Source organism: Streptomyces sp. NPDC002176, from assembly GCF_044903645.1.
Taxonomy (GTDB): Bacteria; Actinomycetota; Actinomycetes; order Streptomycetales; family Streptomycetaceae; genus Streptomyces.
This window is the reverse complement of sequence record NZ_JBJDQW010000001.1, coordinates 988,885-1,012,388: the sequence shown is the minus strand read 5'-3', so window position 1 is coordinate 1,012,388 and position 23,504 is coordinate 988,885. Positions and strand designations below refer to the sequence as shown.

The window sequence follows — 23,504 nt, the reverse complement described above, 5'->3', positions numbered from 1 at the left end:
ACTTGTATCCCGTCCCGACGCAACAGCGCTCACCCTTCCCAGCACAGTGAGGTGCAGGACAGATGGACCGCTCTTCTCGCTCGCGCTCGCGCCGACTGGCCCCCGTCGTGGCAGTGGCCGCCGCGGCAGCCCTCACCCTCGCCGGCTGCTCCAGCGGTTCCGGCGGGAAGAAGGCGGCGGAGGGCGGCTCGGGGGCACCGGCCGGGAAGGCCGACACCCCCCGGATGACGGTCGCGCTGGTCACCCACCAGTCGCCCGGCGACACCTTCTGGGACATCGTCCGCAAGGGCGCCGAGGCCGCCGCCGCCAAGGACAACATCAAGCTCGTCTACTCCGCCGACCCCAGCGCGGGCACCCAGGCCAACCTGGTGCAGAACGCCGTGGACCAGAAGGTGGACGGCATCGCGCTCACCCTGGCCAAGCCGGACGCGATGAAGGACGTCATCGCCAAGGCGAACACGGCGAAGATACCCGTCGTCGGCCTCAACTCCGGGCTCAGCGACTGGAAGAAGCTCGGACTGCTCCAGTTCTTCGGGCAGGACGAGAGCGTCGCGGGCGAGGCGCTCGGCAAGAAGCTCGACGAGGTCGGCGCCAAGAAGATCGTCTGCGTGATCCACGAGCAGGGCAACGTCGGCCTCACTCAGCGCTGCGACGGGGTGAAGAAGACCTTCTCCGGCACGACCGAGACGCTGTACGTCAACGGCACCGACCGGCCCTCCGTGCAGTCCACCATCACCGCCAAGCTGAAGCAGGACAGCTCCCTCGACCATGTCGTCACCCTCGGCGCCCCCTTCGCGCTGACCGCCGTGCAGTCCGTCGCCGAGGCGGGGGGCAAGGCCAAGGTCGCCACCTTCGACCTCAACAAGGATCTCACCGGCGCCATCCAGAAGGGCACCATCGAGTTCGCCGTCGACCAGCAGCCCTACCTCCAGGGCTACTTGGCCGTCGACTCGCTGTGGCTGTACAAGAACAACGGCAACTCCAGCGGTGGCGGCGAGCAGCCGGTGCTCACCGGTCCGGCTTTCGTGGACAAGTCCAACGTGGACCGGGTCGCCGAGTTCGCGGCGAAGGGCACCCGCTGATGAGTACCGCCGAGCAGACGGCACCGGCCTCCGGCCCGCCGTCGAGCGCCGGGCGCCCGCTCGCGCTGCGGCTGCTGGCCCGGCCCGAAGTGGGCGTGTTCCTGGGCGCGTTGGCCGTCATGGTCTTCTTCCTCATCGCCGCGCCCTCGCTGCGCCAGGGCGACTCGATGGCCACCGTGCTCTACCAGTGCTCCACCATCGGGCTGATGGCGCTGCCGGTCGCCCTGCTGATGATCGGCGGGGAGTTCGACCTGTCCTCCGGCGTCGCCGTCATCACCTCCGCGCTCACCGCGAGCATGCTCAGCTACCAACTGACGGTGAACGCCTGGACCGGCGTCCTCGTCTCCCTCGTCCTCTGCCTGGCCATCGGGGCGTTCAACGGCTGGATGGTGGTGCGCACCGGGCTGCCCAGCTTCCTGGTCACGCTCGGCACCTTCCTGATCCTCCAGGGTGTCAACCTCGCCGTCACCAAACTGGTCACCGGCAATGTCGCCACCGACGACATCAGTGACATGGACGGCTTCGGCCAGGCCAAGGCGGTCTTCGCGTCCTCGGTCGACATCGGGGGCGTCCAGGTGAAGATCACCGTCTGCTACTGGCTGGCCTTCGCCGCGCTCGCCACCTGGGTGCTGCTGCGCACCAAGTACGGCAACTGGATCTTCGCGGTCGGTGGCAGCAAGGAGAGCGCCCGCGCGGTCGGTGTGCGGGTGGACTTCACCAAGATCACGCTGTTCATGCTGGTCAGCTTCGGCGCGTGGTTCGTCGGCATGCACAACCTGTTCGCGTTCAACACCGTGCAGTCCGGCGAGGGCGTGGGCCAGGAGCTGATCTACATCGCGGCCGCGGTGATCGGCGGCTGTCTGCTCACCGGGGGCTCGGGGTCCGCGATCGGGCCGGTCTTCGGCGCGTTCATGTTCGGCATGGTCAACCAGGGCATCGTCTTCGCGGGCTGGAACCCCGACTGGTTCAAGGCGTTCCTCGGCGTGATGCTGCTCGGCGCCGTCCTGATCAATCTGTGGGTCCAGCGCACGGCGACCCGGAGGTGAGTGAGATGACCGACCAAAGCACCGCCCCGCTGGTGGAGTTGCGCGACGCGGGCAAGGCGTACGGCAATGTACGCGCCCTGCACGGCGTCGACCTGACCGTGCACGCCGGACGGGTCACCTGCGTCCTCGGCGACAACGGCGCGGGCAAGTCCACCCTGATCAAAATCATCTCGGGCCTGCACCGGCACACCGAGGGCGAATTCCTCGTGGACGGCGAGCCGGTGCGCTTCGACAGCCCGCGCGACGCCCTCGCCCAGGGCATCGCCGCCGTCTACCAGGACCTCGCGACCATCCCGCTGATGCCGGTCTGGCGGAACTTCTTCCTCGGCTCCGAACTCACCAAGGGCCCCTGGCCGTTGCGCCGCCTGGACATCGCCCGGATGAAGGAGACCGCCGACCGCGAGCTCCGGGAGATGGGCATCGCCCTGGACGACCTGGAACAGCCCATCGGCACCCTCTCCGGCGGCCAGCGCCAGTGCGTGGCCATCGCCCGCGCCGTCCACTTCGGCGCCCGCGTGCTGATCCTGGACGAGCCGACCGCCGCGCTCGGCGTCAAGCAGTCCGGGGTGGTCCTCAAGTACATCGCCGCCGCCCGCGAACGGGGCCTCGGCGTCATCTTCATCACCCACAACCCCCACCACGCCTACATGGTCGGCGACCACTTCAGCGTCCTGCGCCTCGGCACCCTCGAACTCAGCGCGGCCCGCGGCGACATCACCCTGGAGGACCTCACCAACCACATGGCCGGTGGCACCGAACTCACGGCGCTTAAGCATGAGTTGGCGCAGGTGCGGGGAGTGGACGTGGCGGAGCTGCCGTGATGTCGGCTCAGGGGCGGATGAGCGCCTTGAGGACTCGGCGCTCCGCCATGGCCCGGTAGGCGTCCGGCGCCTGGTCCAGGGGGAATTGGCGGTCGAATACGCGGCCGGGGTCGATCGTGCCGTCCAGGACGTCGGGCAGCAGGTGCTCGATGTAGGCGCGGGCGGGACTCGCTCCGCCGGTCAGGGTGATGTTGCGCAGGAACTCCGGTCGGCCGAGCGGCCCTTGCTCGTACTGGGGGACGCCGAGGCGGCTGATCGTGCCGCCGTCCAGGACCGTACCCAGGGCGGTGTCGAGGGCCTCGCGGGTGCCGACGGCCTCGATCACCTTGCCGACCCCGCCGGTGAGGTCACGGATGCGGGCGACGCCCTCCGGACCGCGCTCGGCGACGACATCGGTGGCGCCGAACTCCCTTCCCAGGTCCGTACGTTGCGCGTGGCGCCCCGCGAGGACGATCCGCTCGGCGCCCAGCCGCCTGGCGGCGATCACCGCACAGAGTCCGACCGCGCCGTCCCCGATGACCAGCACCGTGTTGCCGCGGCCGACGCCCGCGGTGACGGCGCCGTGGTGGCCGGTGGTCATGACGTCCGAGAGGGCCAGCAGTGAGGGCACCAGGGCGGAGTCGGCGGCCACGGGCAGCTTCACCAGGGTGCCGTCCGCGTGCGGGACGCGGACCGCTTCGCCCTGGCCGCCGTCGACGCCGTCGAAGCCGTACCGGCCGCCGTCGCGGCACGAGATGTGCAGGCCCCGGGCGCAGTAGTCGCAGGTGTTGTCGCAGTAGGTGAAGGGGGCGACGACCAGGTCACCCGCCTTCAGCCCGGTCACCTCGGCGCCGGTCTCCTCGACCACGCCGAGGAACTCGTGGCCCATGGGGCGGCCGGTGTCGGTGGCGGGCATCGAGGCGTACGGCCACAGGTCACTGCCGCACACGCACGCGGCGACCGTACGGACCACGGCGTCGGAGGGCTTGATGATCTTCGGGTCGGGCCGGTCCTCGACGCGGACGTCTCCGGCTCCGTACATCACTGCTGCGCGCATGAGTGCTCCTGGGGGAGAGGGGGCTCCCACCTTCGCCCGGTCGGCGCCCAGGTGGCAGGGCGGGCTCTTCGGGGGTCATGACAGGGCCCCTCTCGTACGCGCCCCGCTGGGGGAGACTGGGGGAATGGCATCAGACAGCGAGAGCGCCGAACTGGGCCGCTTTCTGCGCGCCCGCCGCACCGGGACCAGCCCCCAGCACGTCGGCCTCACCCCCGGCCCCGGCATCCGCCGCACCCCCGGCCTGCGCCGCGAGGAGCTGGCCACGCTCGCCGGGATCAGCATCGACTACTACGTACGCCTGGAGCGCGGCAAGGAGACCCGGCCCAGCCCCGCCGTGCTCGACGCCCTCGCCCGCGCCCTGCGCATGGACGACCAGGAGCACCACCACCTGCGCGAACTCGCCGCCCGCGCCGCCCGCTACACCCCCGAGCCGCCGCCCGCGCCCAGCCGCTCGGTGGGCCCGCACCTCAAGCTGCTGCTCGAATCGCTGCGCCCGTACCCGGCCTACGTGATCAGCCGCAGCATGGACCTGCTCGCCTGGAACCCCGGCGGCCTGGCCCTCTACGCGGGCATCGCCGACTGGCCCGCCACGCAGCGCAACCTCGCCCGCTACTTCTTCCTGCACCCCGCGGCCCGCGACCTCTTCACCGACTGGGAGCAGCTGATCACCGGCTGCGTCTCCCGCCTCCGTGCCGTCGCCGGTACCGCCCCGGACGCCCCCGACCTCACCCGACTCGTCGGCGAACTCCTGCTCAAGAGCCCGGAGTTCGCCGGACTCTGGGAGCGCTACGAAGTCACCCGGCGCAAACCCGCCACCAAGACGTTCCACCACCCCCACATCGGCACGGTCACCCTCACCTCCCAGGTCCTGCACGTCGAAGCCACCCCCGGCCAGCGCATCGGCGTCTACACCGCCGAACCCGGCACCCCCGAACACGACGCCCTCCTCCTACTCGACATGACCGCACCCCAGCCCGCACCCGCCCCGTCATGACGGTCGGCACCTAGGAGAGGGGGGGCTGGACCGGATTCCGGCCGTCGACCGCTGAGCGCGTCAGCCGGTGCGCACCTCTGCCAGGGGCACCGGTCGGTGTTCGCGCAGCGACAGGGTGCACGCCTCCGCGATCCAGCCCGCTTCGAGCGCCTCCTCGATCGTGCAGGGGGAGGGGCGGGTAGTGGCCACCACCTCGGTGAAGGCGGTGAGTTCGGCGCGGTAGGCGGGGGTGAAGCGGTCCATGAAGAAGTCGTGCGGGGTGCCGGAGGGGAAGGTGACTCCGGGCTCGGCCGAGCGGAGCGGGAGCCGGTCGTCGAGGCCGACCGCGAGGGAGTCCGCGAAGCCGAGCAGCTCCATGCGTACGTCGTGACCCCGCGCGTTGTGGCGGGAGTTGGACACCACGGCGATCGTGCCGTCGTCCAGTGTGAGGACCGCGCTCGTGGTGTCCGCGTCGCCCGCCTCCCCGATGTACGCGGCGCCCCGGTTGCCGCCGACCGCGTACACCTCGGTCACCTCGCGGCCGGTCACCCAGCGGATCATGTCGAAGTCATGGACGGAACAGTCGCGGAAGATGCCGCCGGACGCGGCGACGTACGCGGCGGGCGGCGGCGCCGGGTCCAGGGTGGTGGAGCGCACCGTGTGCAGCTTGCCCAGTTCGCCGGAGCGGACGGCGGCCCGCGCCGCCATGAAGCCCGCGTCGAAGCGGCGGTTGAAGCCGATCTGGATCGGTACCCCGCTGTCCCGCACGGCGTCCAGCACGGCCACGCCCTCCGCGATCGTGCGGGCCACCGGCTTCTCGCAGAACACCGGCACGCCCGCCGCGACCCCGGCCCGGATCAGCGCCGGGTGGGCGTCGGTGGCGGCCGCGATCACCAGCCCGTCCACCCCGGCCGCGAGCAGCGCCTCGGGGGAGTCCGCGACCTGGGCCCCGTACCGTTCGGCGGCCGCCTTCGCCGCGTCCGCCACCGGGTCGGCGACGACGAGGGAGGTGACGGCGTCCAGCGCGGACAGGGTCTCGGCGTGGAAGGCGCCGATGCGGCCGAGGCCGAGAATTCCGATACGCATGTGCTCGAGTGCTCCTCGCGTGTGCTGGGACAGGGGCCGCGCTTCAGCTCACCGGCAGGTCGACCCACCCCCGGTCCGCCGCCGACACCGTCATCGCGTCCAGCACCCCGGCCGCGCGCACCGCGTCCGTGAGCGTGGCGCCGTACGGTTTGCCCTGCGCGATCGAGCGGAGGAACCGGTACGCCTCGATGACCTTCAGGTCGTCGTAGCCCATCGCGTTGGCCGCGCCGGGCTGGAACGCGGCGAACTCGCCGTCGCCCGGCCCGACGTACACCGTGCTCACCGGCTGGTCCTGGTACGTGCCGCCCCGGCTGACGCGGAGTTCGTTCAGCCGCCGGAAGTCCCAGAACAGCGCGCCCTCGGTGCCGTGCACCTCGAAGCCGTAGTTGTTCTGCTCGCCGACCGACACCCGGCACGCCTCCAGCACGCCACGGGCGCCGGAGGCGAAGCGCAGCAGGCAGCTCACGTAGTCCTCGTTCTCCACCGGGCCGCGCTCGCCGCCCGCCGCGAGGGTGTGCCCGGCGGTGGCGCCGGTCGGCCGGGACCGCTCCGGGACGAACACCGCCGTGTCGGCGGCCAGCGACGCGATGTCCCCGAGCAGGAAGTACGCGAGGTCGGCGCCGTGCGACGCCAGGTCGCCCAGCACCCCGCTGCCGCCCCGCTCCCGCTCGTACCGCCAGGTCAGGGCGGAGTCCGGGTGGGCCGCGTAGTCGCTCAGCAGCCGGACGCGGGCGTGGGTGACCCGGCCGATCCCGCCGGAGGCGATCAGCTCGCGGGCGGCCTCCACGGCGGGCGCGTTGCGGTAGTTGAAGCCGACCGCGCCCTGCACACCGGCCGCGGCGACCGCGTCCGCGACCGCGCGGGCGTCCGCGCCGTTCAGCCCGACCGGCTTCTCGATCCAGAGGTGCTTGCCCGCCTCCGTCATGGCGACGCCGATCTCGCGGTGCAGGAAGTTCGGCGCGGTGACGCTGACGGCGCGCACGCGGGGGTCGGCGGCCACCTCGCGCCAGTCGCGGGTGGCGGTGGCGAACCCGTACTGCGCGGCCGCCTCCTCCGCCCGCCCCGGCACCTCCTCGGCGACGGTCACCAGCTCGGGGCGCAGGGGGAGCCGGGGGTAGTGGTGCGGCAGGCGGGCGTACGCCTGGGTGTGCACCCGGCCCATCCAGCCGAAACCGACGACGGCGACACCCAGCGCATCCACCATGACAGCCCTTCTCCGGACCAGATCCACATCTGCCCGGCCCACCTTTGTGCGGACAAATACCGGGTGTCAACCCTGGTGCACGCCCCCGACCGGTGCACACCGGCGTGCGGGGGTCCGGGCTCCGGGTGATCGTGGGAGGCATGGCTGCTGACCCGACGACGGAGACCGCCGCACCCCGGCCGCGGCGCGAGACCCGCGAGTCCGTCCTGTTCGGCGGGGTGTACGGCGCCGTCCTGGCCAGCTCCCTGGTCGCCGCGCTCACCCAGCACGGGCACGGCACCGCGGCCAGCCGCCGCTACGACGCCCTGTGGGTGCTGGTCACCGCGTTCGCCTCGGCCTTCGCCCACGGCTACGCCCACCATGTCGCCGAGCGCGGCCCCCGGCGCCGTGGCGAGGTGCTGCGCGTCCTCCGCGACGAGTGGCCGCTCGTCGCGGCGACCCTGCCGACCGTGTTCCTGCTGGCCGGTGCGGGCTGGGGGTGGTGGCCGCCGGGCGACGTCGAGTACCCCGCGCTCTACCTCAACATCGCCATCCTCTTCACCCTCGGCCTCCTCACCGCCCACTGGGCGGCCCGCAGCTGGCCCGCCGCGATCCTCACCGGCCTCGCGGACGCCCTCCTCGGCTTCGTCGTGGTCATCGCCAACGCCCTCATCAAGTGACACGCCGGTACGGGCACCAGTGCGGGTGCGGTAGGGTTGACCTGCGTGATCACGCGGAACACTCCGCTGGATCACCTCGGGACGTGGCGCAGCTTGGTAGCGCACTTGACTGGGGGTCAAGGGGTCGCAGGTTCAAATCCTGTCGTCCCGACTCGTGAGAGTCGCAGGTGAGGGCCGGTTACGGAGAATTCCGCAACCGGCCCTCGGCTGTTCGTGGGGACCAGCCGCTCGGCCTACGTCACCGCGGTCAGCGTCGCGTAGACCACGACGTTGCTCTGATAGCCGGTGCCCTTGACGTAGCGGCCGCCGCAGGTGATCAACCGGAGTTCGGGTCGGCCGGTACTGCCGTAGACCTTCTCGCTGGGAAAGTTCTTCCGGTCGTGAAGCTCGACGGCGCGGACGGTGAACACCGCCGTCCGCCGGTCCGCCCGGCTGACCTCGATGGTCGCGCCCTCGGTCAGGTCGCCGAGGTCGTAGAAGACGCCGGGACCGCCGGTGGGGGTGTCCACATGCCCGGTGGCGAGGGCGGTACCCGCAGAGCCGGGAGCCGTGCCGTCGCCGTACCAGCCTGCGACGCCGGGGCTCGACGCGGCCGGGGCCCGGAGCGCCCCGGCCGCGTCGAGGCCCACGCGTGCCATCGGCGCGTTCACGCCGATGGCACCGATCCGCAGCCGGACCGGCGCCGCGGGAGGCAGCGCCGGGACCGCGCGGCGGGCGGGGTCCGTGGAGACCCCTGGGAGACGGTCGGACTTGGCAGCGGTCGAGCCCGCCCGTGGCGGCCGGTGCGGGGACGGGCCCTCGTCGCTCACGCCGGAGATCAGCAGCACCGTACCCGCCGCCATGGCGCAGGCCAGGCCGAGCCGTGCGCAGAGGTACGGATCATGGGAAGCGCCGATACGGCGTCCGAGTCTCGGCCAGAGTCCGCGTGCCATCGCCAGGCTCGGCGGTCAGACTCGGATGTCGTCCGGGCGGCGCCGCATCAGCACCAGCCCTCCGGCGGCGGCCGTGGCCAGGAGTCCGCCGCCGAGGGCGAGCCCCACGCCGCCGGTGTCCTCCGCCGGTCCGAATCCGGCGTTGACCGAGCCCTTCGGGGTGTGACCGGTGACCTCGTACGTCTCCGTGACCTTGGTCAGCGGCGGACACTTCAGGGTGACGGTGTCACTGCCCGCCTTGGCTCCATCCGGGATCTGGAACTCGCCGGTGAGCTCCCCCTCCTCGTCACCTTCGAAGAGGTGGAAATCCCCGCCCGCCTCCGAGTGGCCCTTGCCGTAGTCCGCGTCGGGGTCGCAGGCGTCCGTAGTGACCGTGACCGTGGAGCCCGGGGCGGCGTTCCACGGGTAGATACTGACATCCGAGTCGTCGGCGGCGGCGACCGGGATCTGCAGTCCGAGGGCACCGATAGCCAGGCCGATCCCTGCACCTATGTGTCTGTAACGCATGCGAATCCTCCAACGGAACGGTGTCCGGCCTACCCGGTGCGGCGCATCTTTCGCGCTCTGTCCACGAGGCAACCGACAGCCCGCGGGTTCCGCAACCTGGCGCATCGCCACATATGTCGCCCAGTCAGGTGCCGAGACGGTCCTCCTTGGTACCCCTGCGCAGGTCACCGCCGCGGAGATCATCAACAGCGACCACCCGCCGCCCCTTGGCCATCATGGTGAATGGGCGCCATGACGATGGGCGCCGTATGTCCCCGCAGGTTCCTGCATCGTCGCGCCGGCGGCGGGAGCCGCGGGCGGCAGGCTCGCCGGGTCGGTGGGAGCGGAGACGGGCTCCGTTCCGTCGATTAAGGGCCGATAAATTCCGGGCGGGAGTCGCTGGCATAACGGTTGGTGATGGGGGAGAGTGTGGCTCGCTATTGGACGCGGTGGCTGGATCGTGCTGATATTGGCCTGCCAGTGCGATGGGTGGGCGGCACGGTGGCCCTATTGACTTCGGGAGACCTGTAGTGGGAACCGTTGAGAATACCGAAGAGATGTACAACCTCTTCAACAAGACGGCCAAGGCTTATGACCAGAGCGGTGTGGAGTTCTTCCGGCCCATCGGGCGTCGGCTTGTCGAGTTCTCGGGTATTTCCGCCGGGGATTCCGTGCTGGACATCGGCGCCGGTCGCGGTGCCGCGCTGTTCCCGGCTGCCGCCGCGGTCGGCGAGAGCGGTGAGGTCGTCGGTGTCGACATCTCCGAGGAGATGGTCAAGTACACGCGGCGGGACGCGGAAGAGCTCGGCCTGAAGCAGGTCGGCCTGCGGGTCATGAACGGCCAGCGGCCGGAGTTCGAGGTCGGCCGGTTCGACGCGGTGATCGGCAGCTGCAGCCTCTTCATCTGGGTCAAGGGCGCCGACGACGTGCGCCCCTACCTGGAGCTGCTCCGCGCGGGAGGGCGGTTCGCGACGGCCGCGCCGTCGTTCTTCTCCACGGTGCACGGCAAGTGGGCGCTCTTCCCGGACGCCGTCAACGAACTGCTGATGCCGTACATGCTGCAGTCGCTGAAGCAGAGCGGCGCGTACGACTCCCAGTTCGCCAACGCCGGTGCGAACTGGCTCGTCACCGCGGAGTCGATCGAGAAGACCCTCGCGGAGGCGGGCTTCACCGATATCGAGGTGATCGAGGAAGAATTGCCGGTCGTCGTGGAATCGGGCGAGCAGTGGGTCGAATTCACGTACACCACCGGAATGCGGGGAATGTGGGAGCGCATCGAGGAGAACGAGCGCCGCGAAGTCATCGCCGAGGTCTGCCGACGACTGGACGCCCTGCGGGACGAGAACGGAGTCATCCCTGTTCCCGTTCCGATCGTCTACATGCGCGCCTCCGCGCCTGAGGTCGGCTGAGGCAAAAAACCTTCCGGGAATTCGTTCGGCATTTCGGCGGGGGAGAAGTGGCAGCAAGGGGCGAAGGTGACTGGCCGGTCACCGAGAGGGAGACCGAACTCGCGGAGATCAGGGAGTGGACGGCGGCGGGGGTCGGCGCACTCCTGGTGGGCGAGCAGGGGGTCGGGAAGACCACCCTCCTCAACGCCGCACTGCGGCAGGCCGAGCGCGACGGGGCCCGGGTGGTGCGCGGCGACGCCGTGCGCGACCACCTCCACGCGTGGGGCCGGGCGAAGGCCGCACACCCCCGCACAGTCGTGGCGCTCGACGACGTGCGTACGGCCGACCCGGAGATGCTGGGGCTGGTGTGCCGACTGGCCGACAGCGGCCAGGCTTTGCTGCTGGCCACCGCCCAGCCCGGCGCCGCGCTGCCCACCGGGCTGCGGCGCCTGCTGATCGGCAAGAGCGTACGGCGGCTCGCCGTCGGCGCCCTCGGCCGTACCGGCGTCGTACGCATGCTCACCGCCCGGCTCGGCGGGCCGGTGGCCGTCGCTACCGCGGAGCGCTTCTGGGACCTCAGCCGCGGGAACGCCCTGATCCTCCGTGAACTGGCGGACCAGGCCCTCGCCGAGGGCACCCTGCGCCAGGTGCGTGGGAGGTGGCGGTGGCCGGGCCTGTCGGCCGTGCCCGACAGTCGACTCGCCGACCTCGCGGCTCTGCTGCTCGGCGACCTCGATCCGGCCGAGCGCGAGCTGGTGAACATGCTGGCCCTCGCCGGGCCGCTGGAGGCCGGTCTGTCCGTCGTCGAGGCACGGGGAGAGGCGGCGGAGTCGCTGAACCGCCGTGGCGTCCTCGTGGCCGAGCGCTCGCGGTTCCGGCTCTCGCTGCGGCTCGCCCACCCCTTCTGCGCGGCCGTGGTCGGCGCGAGCCTGCCGGAACTGACGGCACGTCGGCTGAGGATGGAGATCGCCGACGCGATCTCGGGCACCGGGGCCCGCCGCCCCGACGACGCCGCCCGGATCGCCGGGCTCCGGCTGGGGGCAGGGCCGCTGCCCGGGCCCGCCGAGCTGACCCGGGCTGCCGTCGGTGCGCTGCGCGGCGAGGATCACCGGCTCGCGGAGCGGCTCTGCCGCGCGGCCCTCGCCGCCGGGGTCACCACGGCCGACGCCGGTCTGGACGTGATCCTGGGGCAGGCCCTGGCCGGTCAGTCCCGGCACGTCGAGGCCGAGGCATGCTTCGCGCGAGCACAGGCAGGGTCACCGCGTCCCCGCGCCCTCAACATGGGGCTCGGCCTCGGACGGCTCGCCGAAGCGGAAGCCGTCGCCGCGACGGACCGCGGAACACGTGCCGTCGTCCGGCTGCTCAAGGACCGGATCGGGGAGGCCCGGCAGCTGGCCGGAACGGCGGAGGGCATGGAGCCCCTGCTCGCCCTGCTCCACCACCAGGCGGGCGACGACGCGGCCGCCCTGGCGGTCCTGTCCAAGGCCCGGCCGACCCTGGCCGACCGGGACGAGACGGCACGCTGCGACCACCTGTACGTCACCGGATGCGTCACCGCGCACGCCAGGGGCCTGACCGAGGCGGAGGCGGTATTGGCGGAGCTGCGCGAGCAGGCTCGGGACGGCGGCCCGCGTACGCGTCTGTACGCCCGCATGCTGGAAGCGCGGATGCTGCGCGCGGCGGGCCGTGCGGCCGAGGCGGTCGAGCCGCTGCGGCAAGCCGCCGCGTACGGCGGGACCGTCGACTGGCTCAGCACGCGTTCTGTGCGCCTGGCCCGACTGGCCGGTGCGGTGGCCGAGTCGGGCGACACCGTGGAGGCGGCCTCGCTGCTGGAGGAGGCCCGGGAGGCACAGCGGGACGAGTGCGCGTACCCGCTGATGGCGGATGCCGTGGAGCTGGAGGGCGCGCTGGTGACGGCCTGCCTCGGCCACCGTGAGGCCGCGGCGGGCCGGGCCGTCGAAGTCGCCGAGCGGGCGATGGCGGCGGGTCGGTTCGCCCAGGCCCTGTCCGCGCTGCATCTGGCGGCCCGGGCGGGGGCGGCGCCCCGGGCGGGGACGGTCGAGGTGCTCCCGGTACGGATGGCGGACGATGTCGTACTGCGGCACGTCAGGGCGCTCGCGGAAAGCGACGGCGAGGCCCTGGAAGGGGTCTCCCGGCGGTTCGACGACCTGGGGTCGCCGCTGCTCGCGGCGGAGGCGGCCGCGCACGCCGCCCGCACCCGTCAGGCGTCCGGCGACCGCCGCGGGGCCCGGATCGCGCAGGCCGCCGGTGCGGAGCTGGCCGCCCGGTGCGGAGCGGAGCCGCCGGAGTGGGCCGTCCCCGGGAACCGTCGGGACCCGGACGCTTGGGCGGAACTCACGGCCCGGGAACGGGAGATAGCGAGCCTCGCGGTCTCCCAGCTGTCCAACCAGGAGATAGCCGACCGGCTGGTGCTGTCCGTACGCACCGTGGAGAACCATCTCTACCGCGCGTACGGGAAGCTGGGCGTCACCGCGAGGACGGAACTCGCACGCGTCCTGAGCAGGGGGACCGTCCAGGTCAGGCGTATCGCCTGAGGAAGGACCGGGCGCGGCGGCCCTGTCCCATCGCGCGCGAGTCAGGCGAGTCGGGCGGGCCGGTGGACGACACCCGGCCCGCCCGTCGTCGTACCGGAGCCGGTCAGGGCGTCGTCGTCTCGGCCAGTGCCCGCGTGACGCGTTCGTTCCAGGCGGCGAAGGTCGGCGTGCCGGTCAGCTCTCCGAAGGTCACCGCCAGGCCCGCGCGACGCCACTTGGTGACCAGCCGCATCATCTGCAGGGATTCGAGGCCCAGTTGAATGAGGTTGGCGTCGTCCTCGATCTCGGACGGGCTGACGCCGATCAAGTCGGCCAGTGCCGCGCGCAGTTCCTCACCCGTGAGGGGGGCGGCGGCCGCGACGCTCTGCCGGTGGTCGGTGTCCGTCGGGGTGCGGTCGCTCATGATGGTGTGGTCGTCCTTTCCGGCCGAATGGCGTGGGGCAGAGGGCGTGTCGGTCCGAGGGGCCGGTGGGTCATGCGGCGGGTTCGGCGACGATCTCCAGGATGGCGACGCCCGCCTCGAAACCAGGGCTGCCGGTGAACAGCATCACCTTGTCGCCCGGACCGACCTGACGGGTGCTCCACAGGTGCTCCAGGCCGATGAAGACGTCGGCGGCGCTGATGTGGCCGACCTTGCTGGTGTGCTCCCAGATGCCGCTGTCGAGGCCGAAGCCGATCGGGTCCAGGAACTGGTCGCGCAGCGCGTCGAGCGTGGCGCTCGGGTGGCAGACCCGCTTGATCTCGGTCGCGGTGATACCGGCGTCCGCCAGGGCCTCGTCGAGGGCCTTCTGCAGGACCTCGCCGGGGTGCTCCATGGGCGGTGTGTTGCCCGCGGCCCACTCCTCCATCCAGAACTTGACGCGGGCCTCGTAGTCCAGCTCCCTGCCGACGGTCACGGCCGGCGGGAAGATCGGCTCGCTGCCGCGGTGCAGCGCCTCCATGCCGGGAGCGGAGTACGTACCGATGGACAGCAGCTTGGCGAAGCCGCCGGTGCGCGAGACGACCGCGGCCGCGGCGCCGTCACCGAAGATGGAAAGGCGGGACGTCGTCCAGCGGTCGACCAGCGGGGTGGAGTAATTGTCCGCCGCGGTGAGCAGAACCGCCGTCTTACGCATTTCGCAGGCGAGCCGGTGCGCGGAAATGGCCAGGGAGGAAAGCATTCCCTGGCATCCCTGCTTGACTTCCAGCGCCGTAATGGGCGTGTTGAGGGTATTGGTGAGCACATAATGGGCCGGGGACCAGCCGTCGGGGCCCTGATGATAGGCGGAACTGTGGAACAGGGCGCCGAATTCCGAAGCCGCGACACCCGAGCGCTCAATCGCCTCCTTCGCGGCCAGTACGGCCATCTCGGGAGCGGACAGCGAATCGGAGATCGCGACGGACTCCAGTCCCGAAGCCTCTCGGACGTCCGCGCCGTACCAACCGGACTGCACGGCCTGCTCCGTTGTCACGAGGCCGGGCACAAAGGTGCCGAGGCCCGACAGATAGACGTCGCCAAACTTCATTGCGGTCCCTTCCGACGCCTCTCCAGGGGATGCGGCGTGGCCTGATGCGTGCTCTGTCGCCTCCCAGACCACCACGGTGACGGGCGTGGCGCGTGAGTACCGGCTACTCAGATCGCGGGCGGCGGGCCGGGGTCCGCACACCCGCACGGCGGGCGCCCCGGTGGGCCGGAAGTCTTCGACAGGCCGATTAACACCCGTTTTAGTGGGGCTTTAGCATGCGGCCTGTACATTCCGGTTTGTGTTACGGGGGAGAGAATGCACAAGGCATGTGATCGACTGGCCGTGCGCGACACGAGTGCACTCACAGGGAGGGCAGGCTGGACCGAGATGAAGGCGTCCATTCCGAGGCGATCAGCGCGCGACGCGCCCACCGGCTGGCGCATTCTCCTCGTGGAGAGCAATGATGAGGACGCCGACCCCTTGATGACGAGGCTGCGGCGGTACGGGCATCATGTGGAACGGGTTACCGGCGGAATTCCGGCACTCGGCGCGTACGGCGGTGCGGACCTCGTTCTGCTGGATCTCGAACTGCCCGACCTGGACGGCCTCGAGGTCTGTCGGCAGATCCGCGCCGAGGCGGACACGGCGGTCATCGCGGTGACCGCCCGGGGCACGGAACTCGACCGGGTCCTCGGCCTGCGGGCCGGTGCCGACGACTACCTCGTGAAGCCGTACGGCTTCCAGGAGTTGCTGGCGCGCATGGAGGCGCTCATGCGGCGCGTCCACCTGTCGGCCGCGGACCCGTCGGTGATCGTTCGCGGGCCGCTCCGCATCGACGCGGCCGCCCGCCGGGTGAGCCTGGACGGCCGTCGAGTGGACGTCACCCGCAAGGAGTTCGATCTGCTGTACCTGCTGGCGGTCCAGCCCCGGAACGTCGTCCCACGGAAGACGATCATGCAGACCGTCTGGGGCGACGTATGGTCCCGGCGCACCATCGACACGCACATCAGCAGTCTGCGGGGCAAGCTCGGCAGCAGCGACTGGATTCGCAACGTCCGCGGCGTCGGCTTCCAGCTCGGGTGTGCCTGAGAGCTGCCCCGTACTCACCCATGAGTCGACACGCGCCCGGCGTGCCCGACCACGCCCGTCCCGCGGCACGGGACCGGCCCAGGTGCCCTCTCCTCCCTTCCCACCCGGACATCAACAGTCAGCGCACGATTGGGAGTTCATCCATGTCTGAATCCGCTCAGGGAAATGCCTTCACCGACGAGACCGAGCTGCGCGGGATCAACCGCGCGACGGTGGAGACCTACATGGCGGCCCTCGGTGAGGCCCGCCTGAAGCGCCACCTGCTCTTCACGGAGGACGGCGTCGGAGGTCTGTGGACCACCGACACCGGTGCCCCGATCGCCATCCGCGGCCGCGACCGGCTCGGCGAGCACGCGGTGTGGTCGCTCAAGACCTTCCCGGACTGGGAGTGGTACAACGTCCAGATCTTCGAGACCCAGGACCCCAACCGCTTCTGGGTGGAGTGCGACGGCCGGGGCAAGATCCGCTTCGCGGACTATCCGGAGGGTTACTACGAGAACCACTTCCTGCACTCGTTCGAGCTGGAGAACGGCCGGATCACGCTGCAGCGGGAGTTCATGAACCCGTTCGAGCAGCTGCGCTCCCTGGGCATCCCCGTCCCCGAGATCAAGCGCGCCGGTATACCCACCTGACCGGCGGACGCCCTGCCGCATAGGAGGATCGATCCCGTGGACGAAGTCCTGCGCGACATTCGAATCCGCAAGGCACTGCAGCAGCCCGACTGGCCCGACCTGAGGCAGGCCGTGCGGGTGGGGGACACACTGGCGGCCGGGCCGGCGCTCGTACGGGCCGACGACGTCCGGGCGCTGCGTGCCGCGCTCGCCCGGGTCGTCACCGGTGAGGCGCTGGTCGTCCAGGCCGGTGACTGCGCGGAGGACCCCGACGAGTGCACGGCGACGGACGTGTCCCGCAAGGCGGCACTCCTGGACCTGCTCGCCGGGACGCTGCGCATGACCGCGCACAAGCCCGTCATCCGGGTCGGTCGCATCGCGGGCCAGTTCGCCAAGCCGCGCTCCAGCGCCACCGAGTCGGTGAGCGGCACTCCGCTGCCCACCTTCAGGGGCCACATGGTCAACGGGCCCGAGCCGGACCTCGAGGCCAGACGGCCCGACCCGTTACGCATGCTGACCTGCCACATGGCGGCCGACGAGATCATGAAGCACCTCGGCTGGCGGGCGGACGCCCCGCTGCGCGGCCTCCTCGGCCCGCCGGTGTGGACCAGCCACGAGGCGCTGCTGCTCGACTACGAGATCCCCATGCTGCGCGCGGACGACGTCGGCGTGCCGTTCCTCGGCTCGACGCACTGGCCCTGGATCGGCGAGCGCACCCGCCAACTGGACGGCGCGCACGTGGCGTTGCTCGCCCAGGTGAGCAACCCGGTGGGCTGCAAGGTGGGACCCACGATGGACCCCGCCGAGCTGGTGGCCCTGTGCGAGCGCCTGGACCCCGCTCGGACGCCGGGACGGCTGACGCTCATCTCCCGGATGGGCGCCGAGCTGGTCCCGGAGCGGTTGCCGGTGCTGGTCAAGGCCGTACGGGAGGCCGGTCATCCGGTCATCTGGCTGACCGACCCCATGCACGGCAACACCGTCACCGCGCCGGACGGCAACAAGACCCGCCACGTCGAGACGGTCTCGCTCGAGGTCCGGCGGTTCCAGGAGGCCGTCCTCGGCGCCGACGGCGTGTGCGGCGGGCTGCACCTGGAGACCACCCCGCACGACGTCACCGAGTGCGTCTCGTGCCTGGCGGACCTCGACCGCGTCGGCGACAAGTACACGTCGTTCTGCGATCCGCGGCTCAATCCGGAGCAGGCCGTCGCCGTCGTGTCCACCTGGAGCGTCTGACGCCGGACGCGTCCTGCTCCGCTCCCTCCGAGTCAGGTTTTGGAAGGCTGGAAGGCAGAAAATGGCCGGAATTCCCCCCATCGAGCCCTATGTGTTGCCGACCGCGGGTGACCTGCCCGTCAACACCGCCCAGTGGACCCTCCACCCCGACCGTGCCGTGCTGCTGGTCCACGACATGCAGCGCTTCTTCCTGGCGCCCTTCCCGGACGGCATCCGCGAACCGCTGGTGAGCAACGCGGCGGCACTGCGCGACCGCGCCGCCGCCCTCGGGGTCCCGGTGGCGTACACCGCGCAGCCGGGCAGCATGACCGAGCAGGAGCGCGGTCTGCTGGCCGACTTCTGGGGCCCCGGCATGCGCAGGGACCTCGCCGACCGCGCCGTCGCCGACGCGCTGGCCCCCCGCGAGGGCGACTGGCGGCTGACCAAGTGGCGCTACAGCGCCTTCCACAACTCACCCCTCCTCGCGCGGATGCGGGACGCCGGACGCGACCAGCTGATCCTCTGCGGTGTGTACGCCCATGTCGGCGTCCTGATGACGGCGGTCGAGGCGTTCACCCACGACATCCAGCCCTTCCTCGTCGCCGACGCCGTCGCCGACTTCGACGAGAGCCACCACCGCATGGCCCTCGACTACGCCGCCGGGCGCTGCGCGATGGTGCTCCCCGCCAAGCAGGTCTTCGCATGACCGGGGCGAGCGGCGACCTGCTCGACCACGTACTGACCGGTCACGCCGGGCCCTTCGCCCTGCTGTATCGGCCGGAGGCGGGCAGGCCGGGCGTCCTCGACGTCCTGGTCGGCCCCGTCACGACACCCGCGACGCTCGCGGAGATCCCGCTGCCGGACGCCCCGGCCCGCCCGGCCGGGGCGTGGCACGAGGTCCTCGCGGTCGTGCCGTACCGGCAGATCACCGAGCGGGGCTTCACGGCGACCGACGACGGCGCGCCCCTGGTCGCACTGCACGTGACCGGGCAGGAGCGGATTCCCCTCGCGGACGCCCTGCGCCGCATCCCGCAGGTGCCGACCGAGCTGGCCGACGCCCACTTCGACGTGGACGACGAGACCTATGAGGAGATCGTCCGCGCGGTCGTCGACGACGTGATCGGCGCGGGCGACGGAGCCAACTTCGTCATCAAGCGGTCCTTCGTCGCCGACATCACCGACTACCGGCCGCACAGCGCCCTGTCGTTCTTCTCGCGGCTCGTGCAGCGCGAGGTCGGCGCGTACTGGACGTTCCTGATCCACACGGGGGAGCGCACCCTCGTCGGCGCCTCCCCGGAACGGCACATCAGCCTCGACGCCGGTACCGCGGTGATGAACCCGATCAGCGGCACCTACCGCTATCCGGCGACCGGCCCCACCCTGCCCGAGGTCATGGACTTCCTCGCCGACCGCAAGGAGACCGACGAGCTGTACATGGTCGTCGACGAGGAACTCAAGATGATGGCCCGGATCTGCGAGGGGGGCGGCCGGGTCAAGGGCCCCTATCTCAAGGAGATGGCCCGCCTCGCCCACACCGAGTACTTCATCGAGGGCCGTACCTCGCGCGATGTGCGCGACATCCTGCGCGAGACCATGTTCGCCCCCACGGTGACCGGTTCGCCGCTGGAGAGCGCCTGCCGGATCATCGAGGCGTACGAGCCCACCGGGCGCGGCTACTACAGCGGCGTCGCGGCCCTGATCGGGCGTGACGAACACGGCGACCGGGCGATGGACTCGGCGATCCTCATCCGCACCGCGGACATCGACCCGGGCGGCAGGGTCGAGATCGGCGTCGGCGCCACCCTGGTGCGCCACTCCGACCCCGCCCGGGAGGCCGCCGAGACCCGGGCCAAGGCGTCCGGGCTGGTCAGTGCGCTGGAGGCCGGTGGGAGCAGGGGGTTCGCCGACCACCCCGAGGTCCGGGCCGCCCTGGAGCGGCGCAACGAGCCCATAGCCGATTTCTGGCTGAGCGGGACCGGGCACCGGCCGCACGCGCACACCGGCCTCGCCGGGCGCCGCGTCCTGGTCGTCGACGCGGAGGACACCTTCACGGCCATGATCGCGGGCCAACTGCGGTCCCTGGGGCTGGAGGTCACCGTGCGCCGGTTCGACGAGGAGTACGCCTTCGACGACCACGACCTCGTCGTGATGGGGCCGGGCCCGGGGGACCCCGGCGACACGGCCCACCCCCGTATCGCCCACCTCCACGCCGCCGCGGGCGTCCTGCTCGCCGAGCGGCGGCCCTTCATCGCCGTCTGCCTGAGCCACCAGGTGCTCAGCCTCGCGCTCGGCCTCCAGGTGTCCCGCCTGCCCACCCCCAACCAGGGGCTGCAGAAAGAGATCGACTACTTCGGCACCGCCGAACGGGTCGGCTTCTACAACGCGTTCGCCGCCGTGAGCGACGACGACAAGCACGAGGTGGACGGCGTCGGCATGGTCGAGGTCAGCCGGAACCAGGCCACGGGGGAGGTGTACGGGCTGCGCGGCCCGCACTTCATCACCATGCAGTTCCACGCCGAGTCCCTGCTCACGCGGAACGGCCCGCGCATCCTCGCCGGTGCCCTCCAGCACGTGTTCACCCCATGACGAAAGAGGAGCGGAAGATCTCGATGCACCCCTATGTGGTTGTCGACGCCTTCGCGACCGAGGTGCTGAAGGGCAACCCGGTCGCCGTCTACTTCGACGCGGACGACATGACGAGCACTCAGATGCAGCGCGTGGCGCAGGAGATGAACCTCTCCGAGACGACCTTCGTCCTCGCGCCCCGGGAGGGTGGCGACGCACTCGTCCGGATCTTCACCCCGGTCAACGAACTGCCCTTCGCCGGTCATCCCCTGCTCGGCACCGCCATAGCGATCGGCAATCGGGGACCGCTGGACCAGCTCAAGCTGGAGACGGCCAAGGGGATCATCCCCTTCGAGCTGACCCGTACGGACGGTGTGGTCACCGCGGCGTGGATGCAGCAGCCCGTACCGGAGTGGGAGCCCTTCGACCGGCGCGAGGAACTGCTGGCCGCGCTTGGTGTCGAGGAGACCGCCCTGCCGGTGGAGATCTACCGCAACGGGCCGCGCCACGTCCTGGTCGGCCTGCACAGCGTCGCGGAGCTGTCCGCGCTGCGCCCCGACCACCGGGCCCTCGGCGCCTTCGAGGACATGGCGGCCAACTGCTTCGCCGGTTCCGGTACGCGGTGGCGCAACCGCATGTTCTCGCCCGCGTACGGCGTCGTCGAGGACGCGGCCACCGGCTCCGCGGCGGGGCCCATCGCGATCCACCTGGCTCGGCACGGCCTGATCGAGTACGGGCAGCACATCGTCATCACACAGGGCGTGGAGATGGGCAGGCCCTCCCCGATGCACGCACTCGCCGAGGGCAGCGGTGAACTGGCCACCCAGGTCGTGGTGGGCGGCGACGGCGTCATCGCGCTCGAAGGGACGCTGCGCCTGTGACACGGCCCGCGGACCGCCCGTCCCCCCGCAGCACCGGCACTTCGGAGACAGCCATGAGCAGTACCAGGTCGGAGAGCATGACCGGGACCGTCGAGGTCCCCTTCCCCGAGTACGGGCATCCGCCCGCCGAGCCGGTGGGCCTGCTGCGCACATGGCTCGCCGACGCGGCCCGCGCCGAGGTCCGCGAGCCGCGGGCGCTGGCGCTGGCCACCGCCGACGCGGCCGGCCGACCCTCGACCCGCGTCGTGGTGATCAACCGGGTGACCGACACCGGGCTCGTGTTCATCACGCACGAACACAGCCGCAAGGGACGCGAGATGGCGGCCAACCCGTGGGCCTCGGGCCTGCTGTACTGGCGCGAGACCAGCCAGCAGATCGTCGTCGACGGACCCGTCGTGCGGCTGCCCCGGGCGGAGGCCGAGGCGATGTGGCACGCACGCCCCCTGTACACCCACGCCATGACGACCGCGTCCCGGCAGAGCTCCCCGGCGGGCGGCCTCGACGACGTGAAGGCGCTGCGTGAGCGGGCCCTCGAGCTGGGCCGGACCGGTCGGCCGCTGCCCTGCCCGGAGGGCTTCGCCGCCTACGAACTGCGGTACGGCAGCGTGGAGTTCTGGGCCAACGGCACGGACCGGCTGCACGAACGGCTGCGGTACGACCGCGACGGCGAAGGCTGGCGCGTCGGCCGCCTCCAGCCCTGACCGGCCCCCGGCCGCACCCCTGGAGCCCGGCACTCCGCAGGACCCGTCGAACCCATCGAAGCGGAACGCGAGTACACCATGCAGTCAGCCGCCCCCCTTCTCCACTCCGGATTCCAGGCATCGGCCCGGCGCGTCCCGGACAACCCCGCTCTGACCCTGCACGGGCAGACCTGGACCTACCGGGAACTGGACGGCATCGTCCGCCGCTGGGCCGCGGTCCTGGCGCGGCAGGTGACACGGCCGAAGCGCGTGGCCATCCTCGGCCATCGCAGCATCGTCACCTACGCGGGATTCCTGGCCGCCCTGTACGCGGGGGCGACCGTGGTGCCCCTGAACAAGAAGTACCCCGCCGCCCGCAACCGCGACGTCCTGGAGCGTGCCGAGGCCGACGTCGTACTGGCCGACGCGGGCTCCCTCGCCCAACTCGGGCCGCTGCTGGACGGTCTGGCCGACGCTCCGTCGGGCGTCCCGCTGGTGGTGCTGCCGGAGACCGACGAGGCGCCCGGCAACCTCCCCGCGGAGATACGGGTCCTCACCCGCGCCGACGTCGAAGCCCCCGTCCCGCTGGCCGAGCCGGTGCCGGTCGCTCCTGAGGACAACGCCTATCTGCTCTTCACCTCCGGTACCACGGGCTCCCCCAAGGGCGTCCCCATCTCGCACGCCAACGCGGCCGCGTTCCTGTCCGCCAACACCGAGCGCTACGCCTTCACGGCGGACGACCGCTTCACGAACACCTTCGACCAGACCTTCGACCTGTCGGTATTCGACCTGTTCATGGCGTGGGGCAGCGGCGGCTGCCTGGTCCCGATGGACACCTTCGACCTGATGACGCCGCTGGAGTTCGTCCGCGCCCATGACATCACCGTCTGGTTCTCGGTGCCGTCGGTGGCGGTGCTCCAGCACCGGCGTGGCGCGCTGACGCCGGACAGCCTGCCCTCGCTCCGCTGGAGCCTGTTCTGCGGCGAGGCGCTGCCCGCCGACACCGCCCGCGCCTGGCAGGAGGCCGCGTCCGGGTCCGTGGTGGAGAACCTGTACGGGCCGACCGAGGCGACCATCGCCTGCCTGGTGCACCGCTGGAACCCGAAGACCTCACCGGCGGGCGTCGTCAACGGCGTCGTCGCGATCGGCTCCCCCTACCCGGGCATGGCCGCCGCCGTGCTCGCGGAGGACGGCAGCCCGGTTCCGCACGGCGAGACCGGCGAACTGTGCCTCTCCGGCCGCCAGGTCTTCGAGGGCTACCTGAACGCCCCCGAGCAGACCGAGAACGCCTTCCACACCCTTGCGTCGGCGTACGGCGCCGACCACCGCTGGTACCGCACCGGCGACCTCGTGCGCCGCATGGACAGCGGCGAGTACGGCTACGTGGGCCGGACGGACACCCAGGTGAAGATCCTCGGCCACCGCATCGAGACGGGCGAGGTGGAGGCGCATCTGCTGCGGCAGCAGCGCGTCGACCAGGCCGTCGTCGTCGCCGTCCCGGGCGACGAGGAGGGCGTGACGGTCCTCGCGGGCATCCTGGCGGGCGACGGGCTCGACGTCTACGACGTGGACGAGGAGCTGCGCCGGACGCTGCCCCCGTACATGATCCCGCTGACCTACCACCTGCTGGACGCCTTCCCGCTGAACGACAACGGCAAGGTCGACCGCAAGGCGCTGCGCACGCGGGTCGTCTCGGGGGAGCTGGAGCCCATCCTCCTGTGAACGCCTCGGACCAGAACGCGGACCAGAACTC

Annotated in this window: 22 protein-coding genes and 1 tRNA gene; 16 read left to right on the top strand and 7 right to left on the bottom strand. The window is 71.4% G+C overall.

Translation table 11 applies throughout. From position 1 onward, the window contains the following. Positions 1–62: 62 nt before the first annotated feature. The 3 genes from ACI2LY_RS04445 to ACI2LY_RS04435 are packed head-to-tail and all read left to right on the top strand — an operon-like array spanning position 63 to position 2,949. On the top strand, positions 63–1,082 hold the full coding sequence (locus ACI2LY_RS04445; RefSeq protein ID WP_404705813.1) for a sugar ABC transporter substrate-binding protein: 1,020 nt from the start codon (positions 63–65) through the stop codon (positions 1,080–1,082). Further along, positions 1,082–2,128, top strand: coding sequence for an ABC transporter permease (locus tag ACI2LY_RS04440; protein ID WP_404705812.1), 1,047 nt, complete (start codon positions 1,082–1,084; stop codon positions 2,126–2,128). The genes ACI2LY_RS04445 and ACI2LY_RS04440 overlap by 1 nt, the downstream gene beginning before the upstream one ends. A 5-nt stretch (positions 2,129–2,133) precedes the next feature. Beyond that, the gene (locus tag ACI2LY_RS04435) at positions 2,134–2,949 is read left to right on the top strand and encodes an ATP-binding cassette domain-containing protein (RefSeq protein ID WP_404705811.1); all 816 of its coding nucleotides are present in this window, start codon (positions 2,134–2,136) and stop codon (positions 2,947–2,949) included. A 7-nt stretch (positions 2,950–2,956) separates the two neighbouring features. Here ACI2LY_RS04435 and ACI2LY_RS04430 read toward each other — a convergent pair whose 3' ends face one another. Then, the gene (locus ACI2LY_RS04430; RefSeq protein ID WP_404705810.1) at positions 2,957–3,985 is read right to left on the bottom strand and encodes an alcohol dehydrogenase catalytic domain-containing protein; all 1,029 of its coding nucleotides are present in this window, start codon (positions 3,983–3,985) and stop codon (positions 2,957–2,959) included. 124 nt (positions 3,986–4,109) lie between these two features. Here ACI2LY_RS04430 and ACI2LY_RS04425 point away from each other — a divergent pair, with 124 nt between their 5' ends. Continuing rightward, a complete protein-coding gene (locus tag ACI2LY_RS04425) occupies positions 4,110–4,979 on the top strand; it encodes a helix-turn-helix transcriptional regulator (protein WP_404705809.1) in 870 nt (289 codons plus the stop codon). A gap of 60 nt (positions 4,980–5,039) precedes the next feature. Here ACI2LY_RS04425 and ACI2LY_RS04420 read toward each other — a convergent pair whose 3' ends face one another. Both ACI2LY_RS04420 and ACI2LY_RS04415 read right to left on the bottom strand, forming a co-directional pair. Continuing rightward, positions 5,040–6,044, bottom strand: a complete 1,005-nt coding sequence (locus ACI2LY_RS04420) for a Gfo/Idh/MocA family oxidoreductase (protein ID WP_404705808.1) — start codon at positions 6,042–6,044, stop codon at positions 5,040–5,042. A gap of 43 nt (positions 6,045–6,087) precedes the next feature. After that, positions 6,088–7,248, bottom strand: coding sequence for a Gfo/Idh/MocA family protein (locus tag ACI2LY_RS04415; RefSeq protein ID WP_404705807.1), 1,161 nt, complete (start codon positions 7,246–7,248; stop codon positions 6,088–6,090). A gap of 140 nt (positions 7,249–7,388) precedes the next feature. On the opposite strand from ACI2LY_RS04415, the gene ACI2LY_RS04410 reads away from it, so the two are divergent. Beyond that, a complete protein-coding gene (locus ACI2LY_RS04410) occupies positions 7,389–7,907 on the top strand; it encodes a hypothetical protein (protein ID WP_404705806.1) in 519 nt (172 codons plus the stop codon). Between the two features lie 77 nt (positions 7,908–7,984). Next, positions 7,985–8,058: transfer RNA gene (locus tag ACI2LY_RS04405), tRNA-Pro, on the top strand. A gap of 82 nt (positions 8,059–8,140) precedes the next feature. On the opposite strand, the gene ACI2LY_RS04400 is transcribed toward ACI2LY_RS04405, so the two are convergent. Further along, on the bottom strand, positions 8,141–8,839 hold the full coding sequence (locus ACI2LY_RS04400; RefSeq protein ID WP_404705805.1) for a class F sortase: 699 nt from the start codon (positions 8,837–8,839) through the stop codon (positions 8,141–8,143). A gap of 15 nt (positions 8,840–8,854) precedes the next feature. Beyond that, on the bottom strand, positions 8,855–9,346 hold the full coding sequence (locus ACI2LY_RS04395; RefSeq protein ID WP_404705804.1) for a sortase: 492 nt from the start codon (positions 9,344–9,346) through the stop codon (positions 8,855–8,857). Positions 9,347–9,882: 536 nt separating this feature from the next. Between ACI2LY_RS04395 and ACI2LY_RS04390 the strand changes: the two genes are divergently transcribed. Both ACI2LY_RS04390 and ACI2LY_RS04385 read left to right on the top strand, forming a co-directional pair. Next, entirely contained in the window at positions 9,883–10,734 is an 852-nt protein-coding gene (locus tag ACI2LY_RS04390) for a methyltransferase domain-containing protein (protein WP_404705803.1), read from the top strand. A 47-nt stretch (positions 10,735–10,781) separates the two neighbouring features. Continuing rightward, complete coding sequence (locus ACI2LY_RS04385; RefSeq protein WP_404705802.1) at positions 10,782–13,268, top strand: LuxR C-terminal-related transcriptional regulator; 2,487 nt, start codon at positions 10,782–10,784, stop codon at positions 13,266–13,268. Between the two features lie 103 nt (positions 13,269–13,371). Here the strand turns inward: ACI2LY_RS04385 and ACI2LY_RS04380 are convergent, their stop codons facing one another. Together ACI2LY_RS04380 and ACI2LY_RS04375 are read right to left on the bottom strand one after the other, a co-directional pair. Next, the gene (locus ACI2LY_RS04380; RefSeq protein WP_404705801.1) at positions 13,372–13,671 is read right to left on the bottom strand and encodes a phosphopantetheine-binding protein; all 300 of its coding nucleotides are present in this window, start codon (positions 13,669–13,671) and stop codon (positions 13,372–13,374) included. 70 nt (positions 13,672–13,741) lie between these two features. After that, positions 13,742–14,773, bottom strand: a complete 1,032-nt coding sequence (locus ACI2LY_RS04375) for a ketoacyl-ACP synthase III family protein (protein ID WP_404705800.1) — start codon at positions 14,771–14,773, stop codon at positions 13,742–13,744. Positions 14,774–15,100: 327 nt separating this feature from the next. On the opposite strand from ACI2LY_RS04375, the gene ACI2LY_RS04370 reads away from it, so the two are divergent. The 8 genes from ACI2LY_RS04370 (at position 15,101) to ACI2LY_RS04335 (ending at position 23,473) form a co-directional block, all read left to right on the top strand. Beyond that, a complete protein-coding gene (locus tag ACI2LY_RS04370) occupies positions 15,101–15,802 on the top strand; it encodes a response regulator transcription factor (protein ID WP_404705799.1) in 702 nt (233 codons plus the stop codon). 143 nt (positions 15,803–15,945) lie between these two features. Beyond that, positions 15,946–16,434, top strand: coding sequence for a PhzA/PhzB family protein (locus ACI2LY_RS04365; protein ID WP_404705798.1), 489 nt, complete (start codon positions 15,946–15,948; stop codon positions 16,432–16,434). Between the two features lie 36 nt (positions 16,435–16,470). After that, positions 16,471–17,646: a 3-deoxy-7-phosphoheptulonate synthase gene (locus ACI2LY_RS04360; protein ID WP_404705797.1), complete on the top strand. Its 1,176-nt coding sequence runs from the start codon at positions 16,471–16,473 to the stop codon at positions 17,644–17,646. Between the two features lie 61 nt (positions 17,647–17,707). Beyond that, entirely contained in the window at positions 17,708–18,331 is a 624-nt protein-coding gene (locus ACI2LY_RS04355; protein WP_404705796.1) for an isochorismatase family protein, read from the top strand. After that, on the top strand, positions 18,328–20,211 hold the full coding sequence (locus ACI2LY_RS04350) for a chorismate-binding protein (protein WP_404705795.1): 1,884 nt from the start codon (positions 18,328–18,330) through the stop codon (positions 20,209–20,211). Before ACI2LY_RS04355 ends, ACI2LY_RS04350 begins: the two co-directional genes overlap by 4 nt. After that, a complete protein-coding gene (locus ACI2LY_RS04345) occupies positions 20,208–21,071 on the top strand; it encodes a PhzF family phenazine biosynthesis protein (protein WP_404705794.1) in 864 nt (287 codons plus the stop codon). Before ACI2LY_RS04350 ends, ACI2LY_RS04345 begins: the two co-directional genes overlap by 4 nt. Positions 21,072–21,124: 53 nt before the next feature. Further along, positions 21,125–21,772, top strand: a complete 648-nt coding sequence (gene phzG, locus ACI2LY_RS04340) for a phenazine biosynthesis FMN-dependent oxidase PhzG (protein ID WP_404705793.1) — start codon at positions 21,125–21,127, stop codon at positions 21,770–21,772. A gap of 78 nt (positions 21,773–21,850) precedes the next feature. Then, a complete protein-coding gene (locus ACI2LY_RS04335; RefSeq protein ID WP_404705792.1) occupies positions 21,851–23,473 on the top strand; it encodes an amino acid adenylation domain-containing protein in 1,623 nt (540 codons plus the stop codon). The last annotated feature ends 31 nt before the right edge of the window (positions 23,474–23,504 follow it).

Excerpts from the sequence above, each read along its gene's own strand:
- ACI2LY_RS04445 (WP_404705813.1), top strand. The coding sequence starts at position 63 with ATGGACCGCTCTTCTCGCTCGCGCTCGCGCCGACTGGCCCCCGTCGTG.
- ACI2LY_RS04440 (WP_404705812.1), top strand. The coding sequence starts at position 1,082 with ATGAGTACCGCCGAGCAGACGGCACCGGCCTCCGGCCCGCCGTCGAGC.
- ACI2LY_RS04435 (WP_404705811.1), top strand. The coding sequence starts at position 2,134 with ATGACCGACCAAAGCACCGCCCCGCTGGTGGAGTTGCGCGACGCGGGC.
- ACI2LY_RS04430 (WP_404705810.1), bottom strand. The coding sequence starts at position 3,985 with ATGCGCGCAGCAGTGATGTACGGAGCCGGAGACGTCCGCGTCGAGGAC.
- ACI2LY_RS04425 (WP_404705809.1), top strand. The coding sequence starts at position 4,110 with ATGGCATCAGACAGCGAGAGCGCCGAACTGGGCCGCTTTCTGCGCGCC.
- ACI2LY_RS04420 (WP_404705808.1), bottom strand. The coding sequence starts at position 6,044 with ATGCGTATCGGAATTCTCGGCCTCGGCCGCATCGGCGCCTTCCACGCC.
- ACI2LY_RS04415 (WP_404705807.1), bottom strand. The coding sequence starts at position 7,248 with ATGGTGGATGCGCTGGGTGTCGCCGTCGTCGGTTTCGGCTGGATGGGC.
- ACI2LY_RS04410 (WP_404705806.1), top strand. The coding sequence starts at position 7,389 with ATGGCTGCTGACCCGACGACGGAGACCGCCGCACCCCGGCCGCGGCGC.
- ACI2LY_RS04400 (WP_404705805.1), bottom strand. The coding sequence starts at position 8,839 with ATGGCACGCGGACTCTGGCCGAGACTCGGACGCCGTATCGGCGCTTCC.
- ACI2LY_RS04395 (WP_404705804.1), bottom strand. The coding sequence starts at position 9,346 with ATGCGTTACAGACACATAGGTGCAGGGATCGGCCTGGCTATCGGTGCC.
- ACI2LY_RS04390 (WP_404705803.1), top strand. The coding sequence starts at position 9,883 with ATGTACAACCTCTTCAACAAGACGGCCAAGGCTTATGACCAGAGCGGT.
- ACI2LY_RS04380 (WP_404705801.1), bottom strand. The coding sequence starts at position 13,671 with ATGAGCGACCGCACCCCGACGGACACCGACCACCGGCAGAGCGTCGCG.
- ACI2LY_RS04375 (WP_404705800.1), bottom strand. The coding sequence starts at position 14,773 with ATGAAGTTTGGCGACGTCTATCTGTCGGGCCTCGGCACCTTTGTGCCC.
- ACI2LY_RS04370 (WP_404705799.1), top strand. The coding sequence starts at position 15,101 with ATGAAGGCGTCCATTCCGAGGCGATCAGCGCGCGACGCGCCCACCGGC.
- ACI2LY_RS04365 (WP_404705798.1), top strand. The coding sequence starts at position 15,946 with ATGTCTGAATCCGCTCAGGGAAATGCCTTCACCGACGAGACCGAGCTG.
- ACI2LY_RS04355 (WP_404705796.1), top strand. The coding sequence starts at position 17,708 with ATGGCCGGAATTCCCCCCATCGAGCCCTATGTGTTGCCGACCGCGGGT.
- ACI2LY_RS04350 (WP_404705795.1), top strand. The coding sequence starts at position 18,328 with ATGACCGGGGCGAGCGGCGACCTGCTCGACCACGTACTGACCGGTCAC.
- ACI2LY_RS04345 (WP_404705794.1), top strand. The coding sequence starts at position 20,208 with ATGACGAAAGAGGAGCGGAAGATCTCGATGCACCCCTATGTGGTTGTC.
- phzG (WP_404705793.1), top strand. The coding sequence starts at position 21,125 with ATGAGCAGTACCAGGTCGGAGAGCATGACCGGGACCGTCGAGGTCCCC.
- ACI2LY_RS04335 (WP_404705792.1), top strand. The coding sequence starts at position 21,851 with ATGCAGTCAGCCGCCCCCCTTCTCCACTCCGGATTCCAGGCATCGGCC.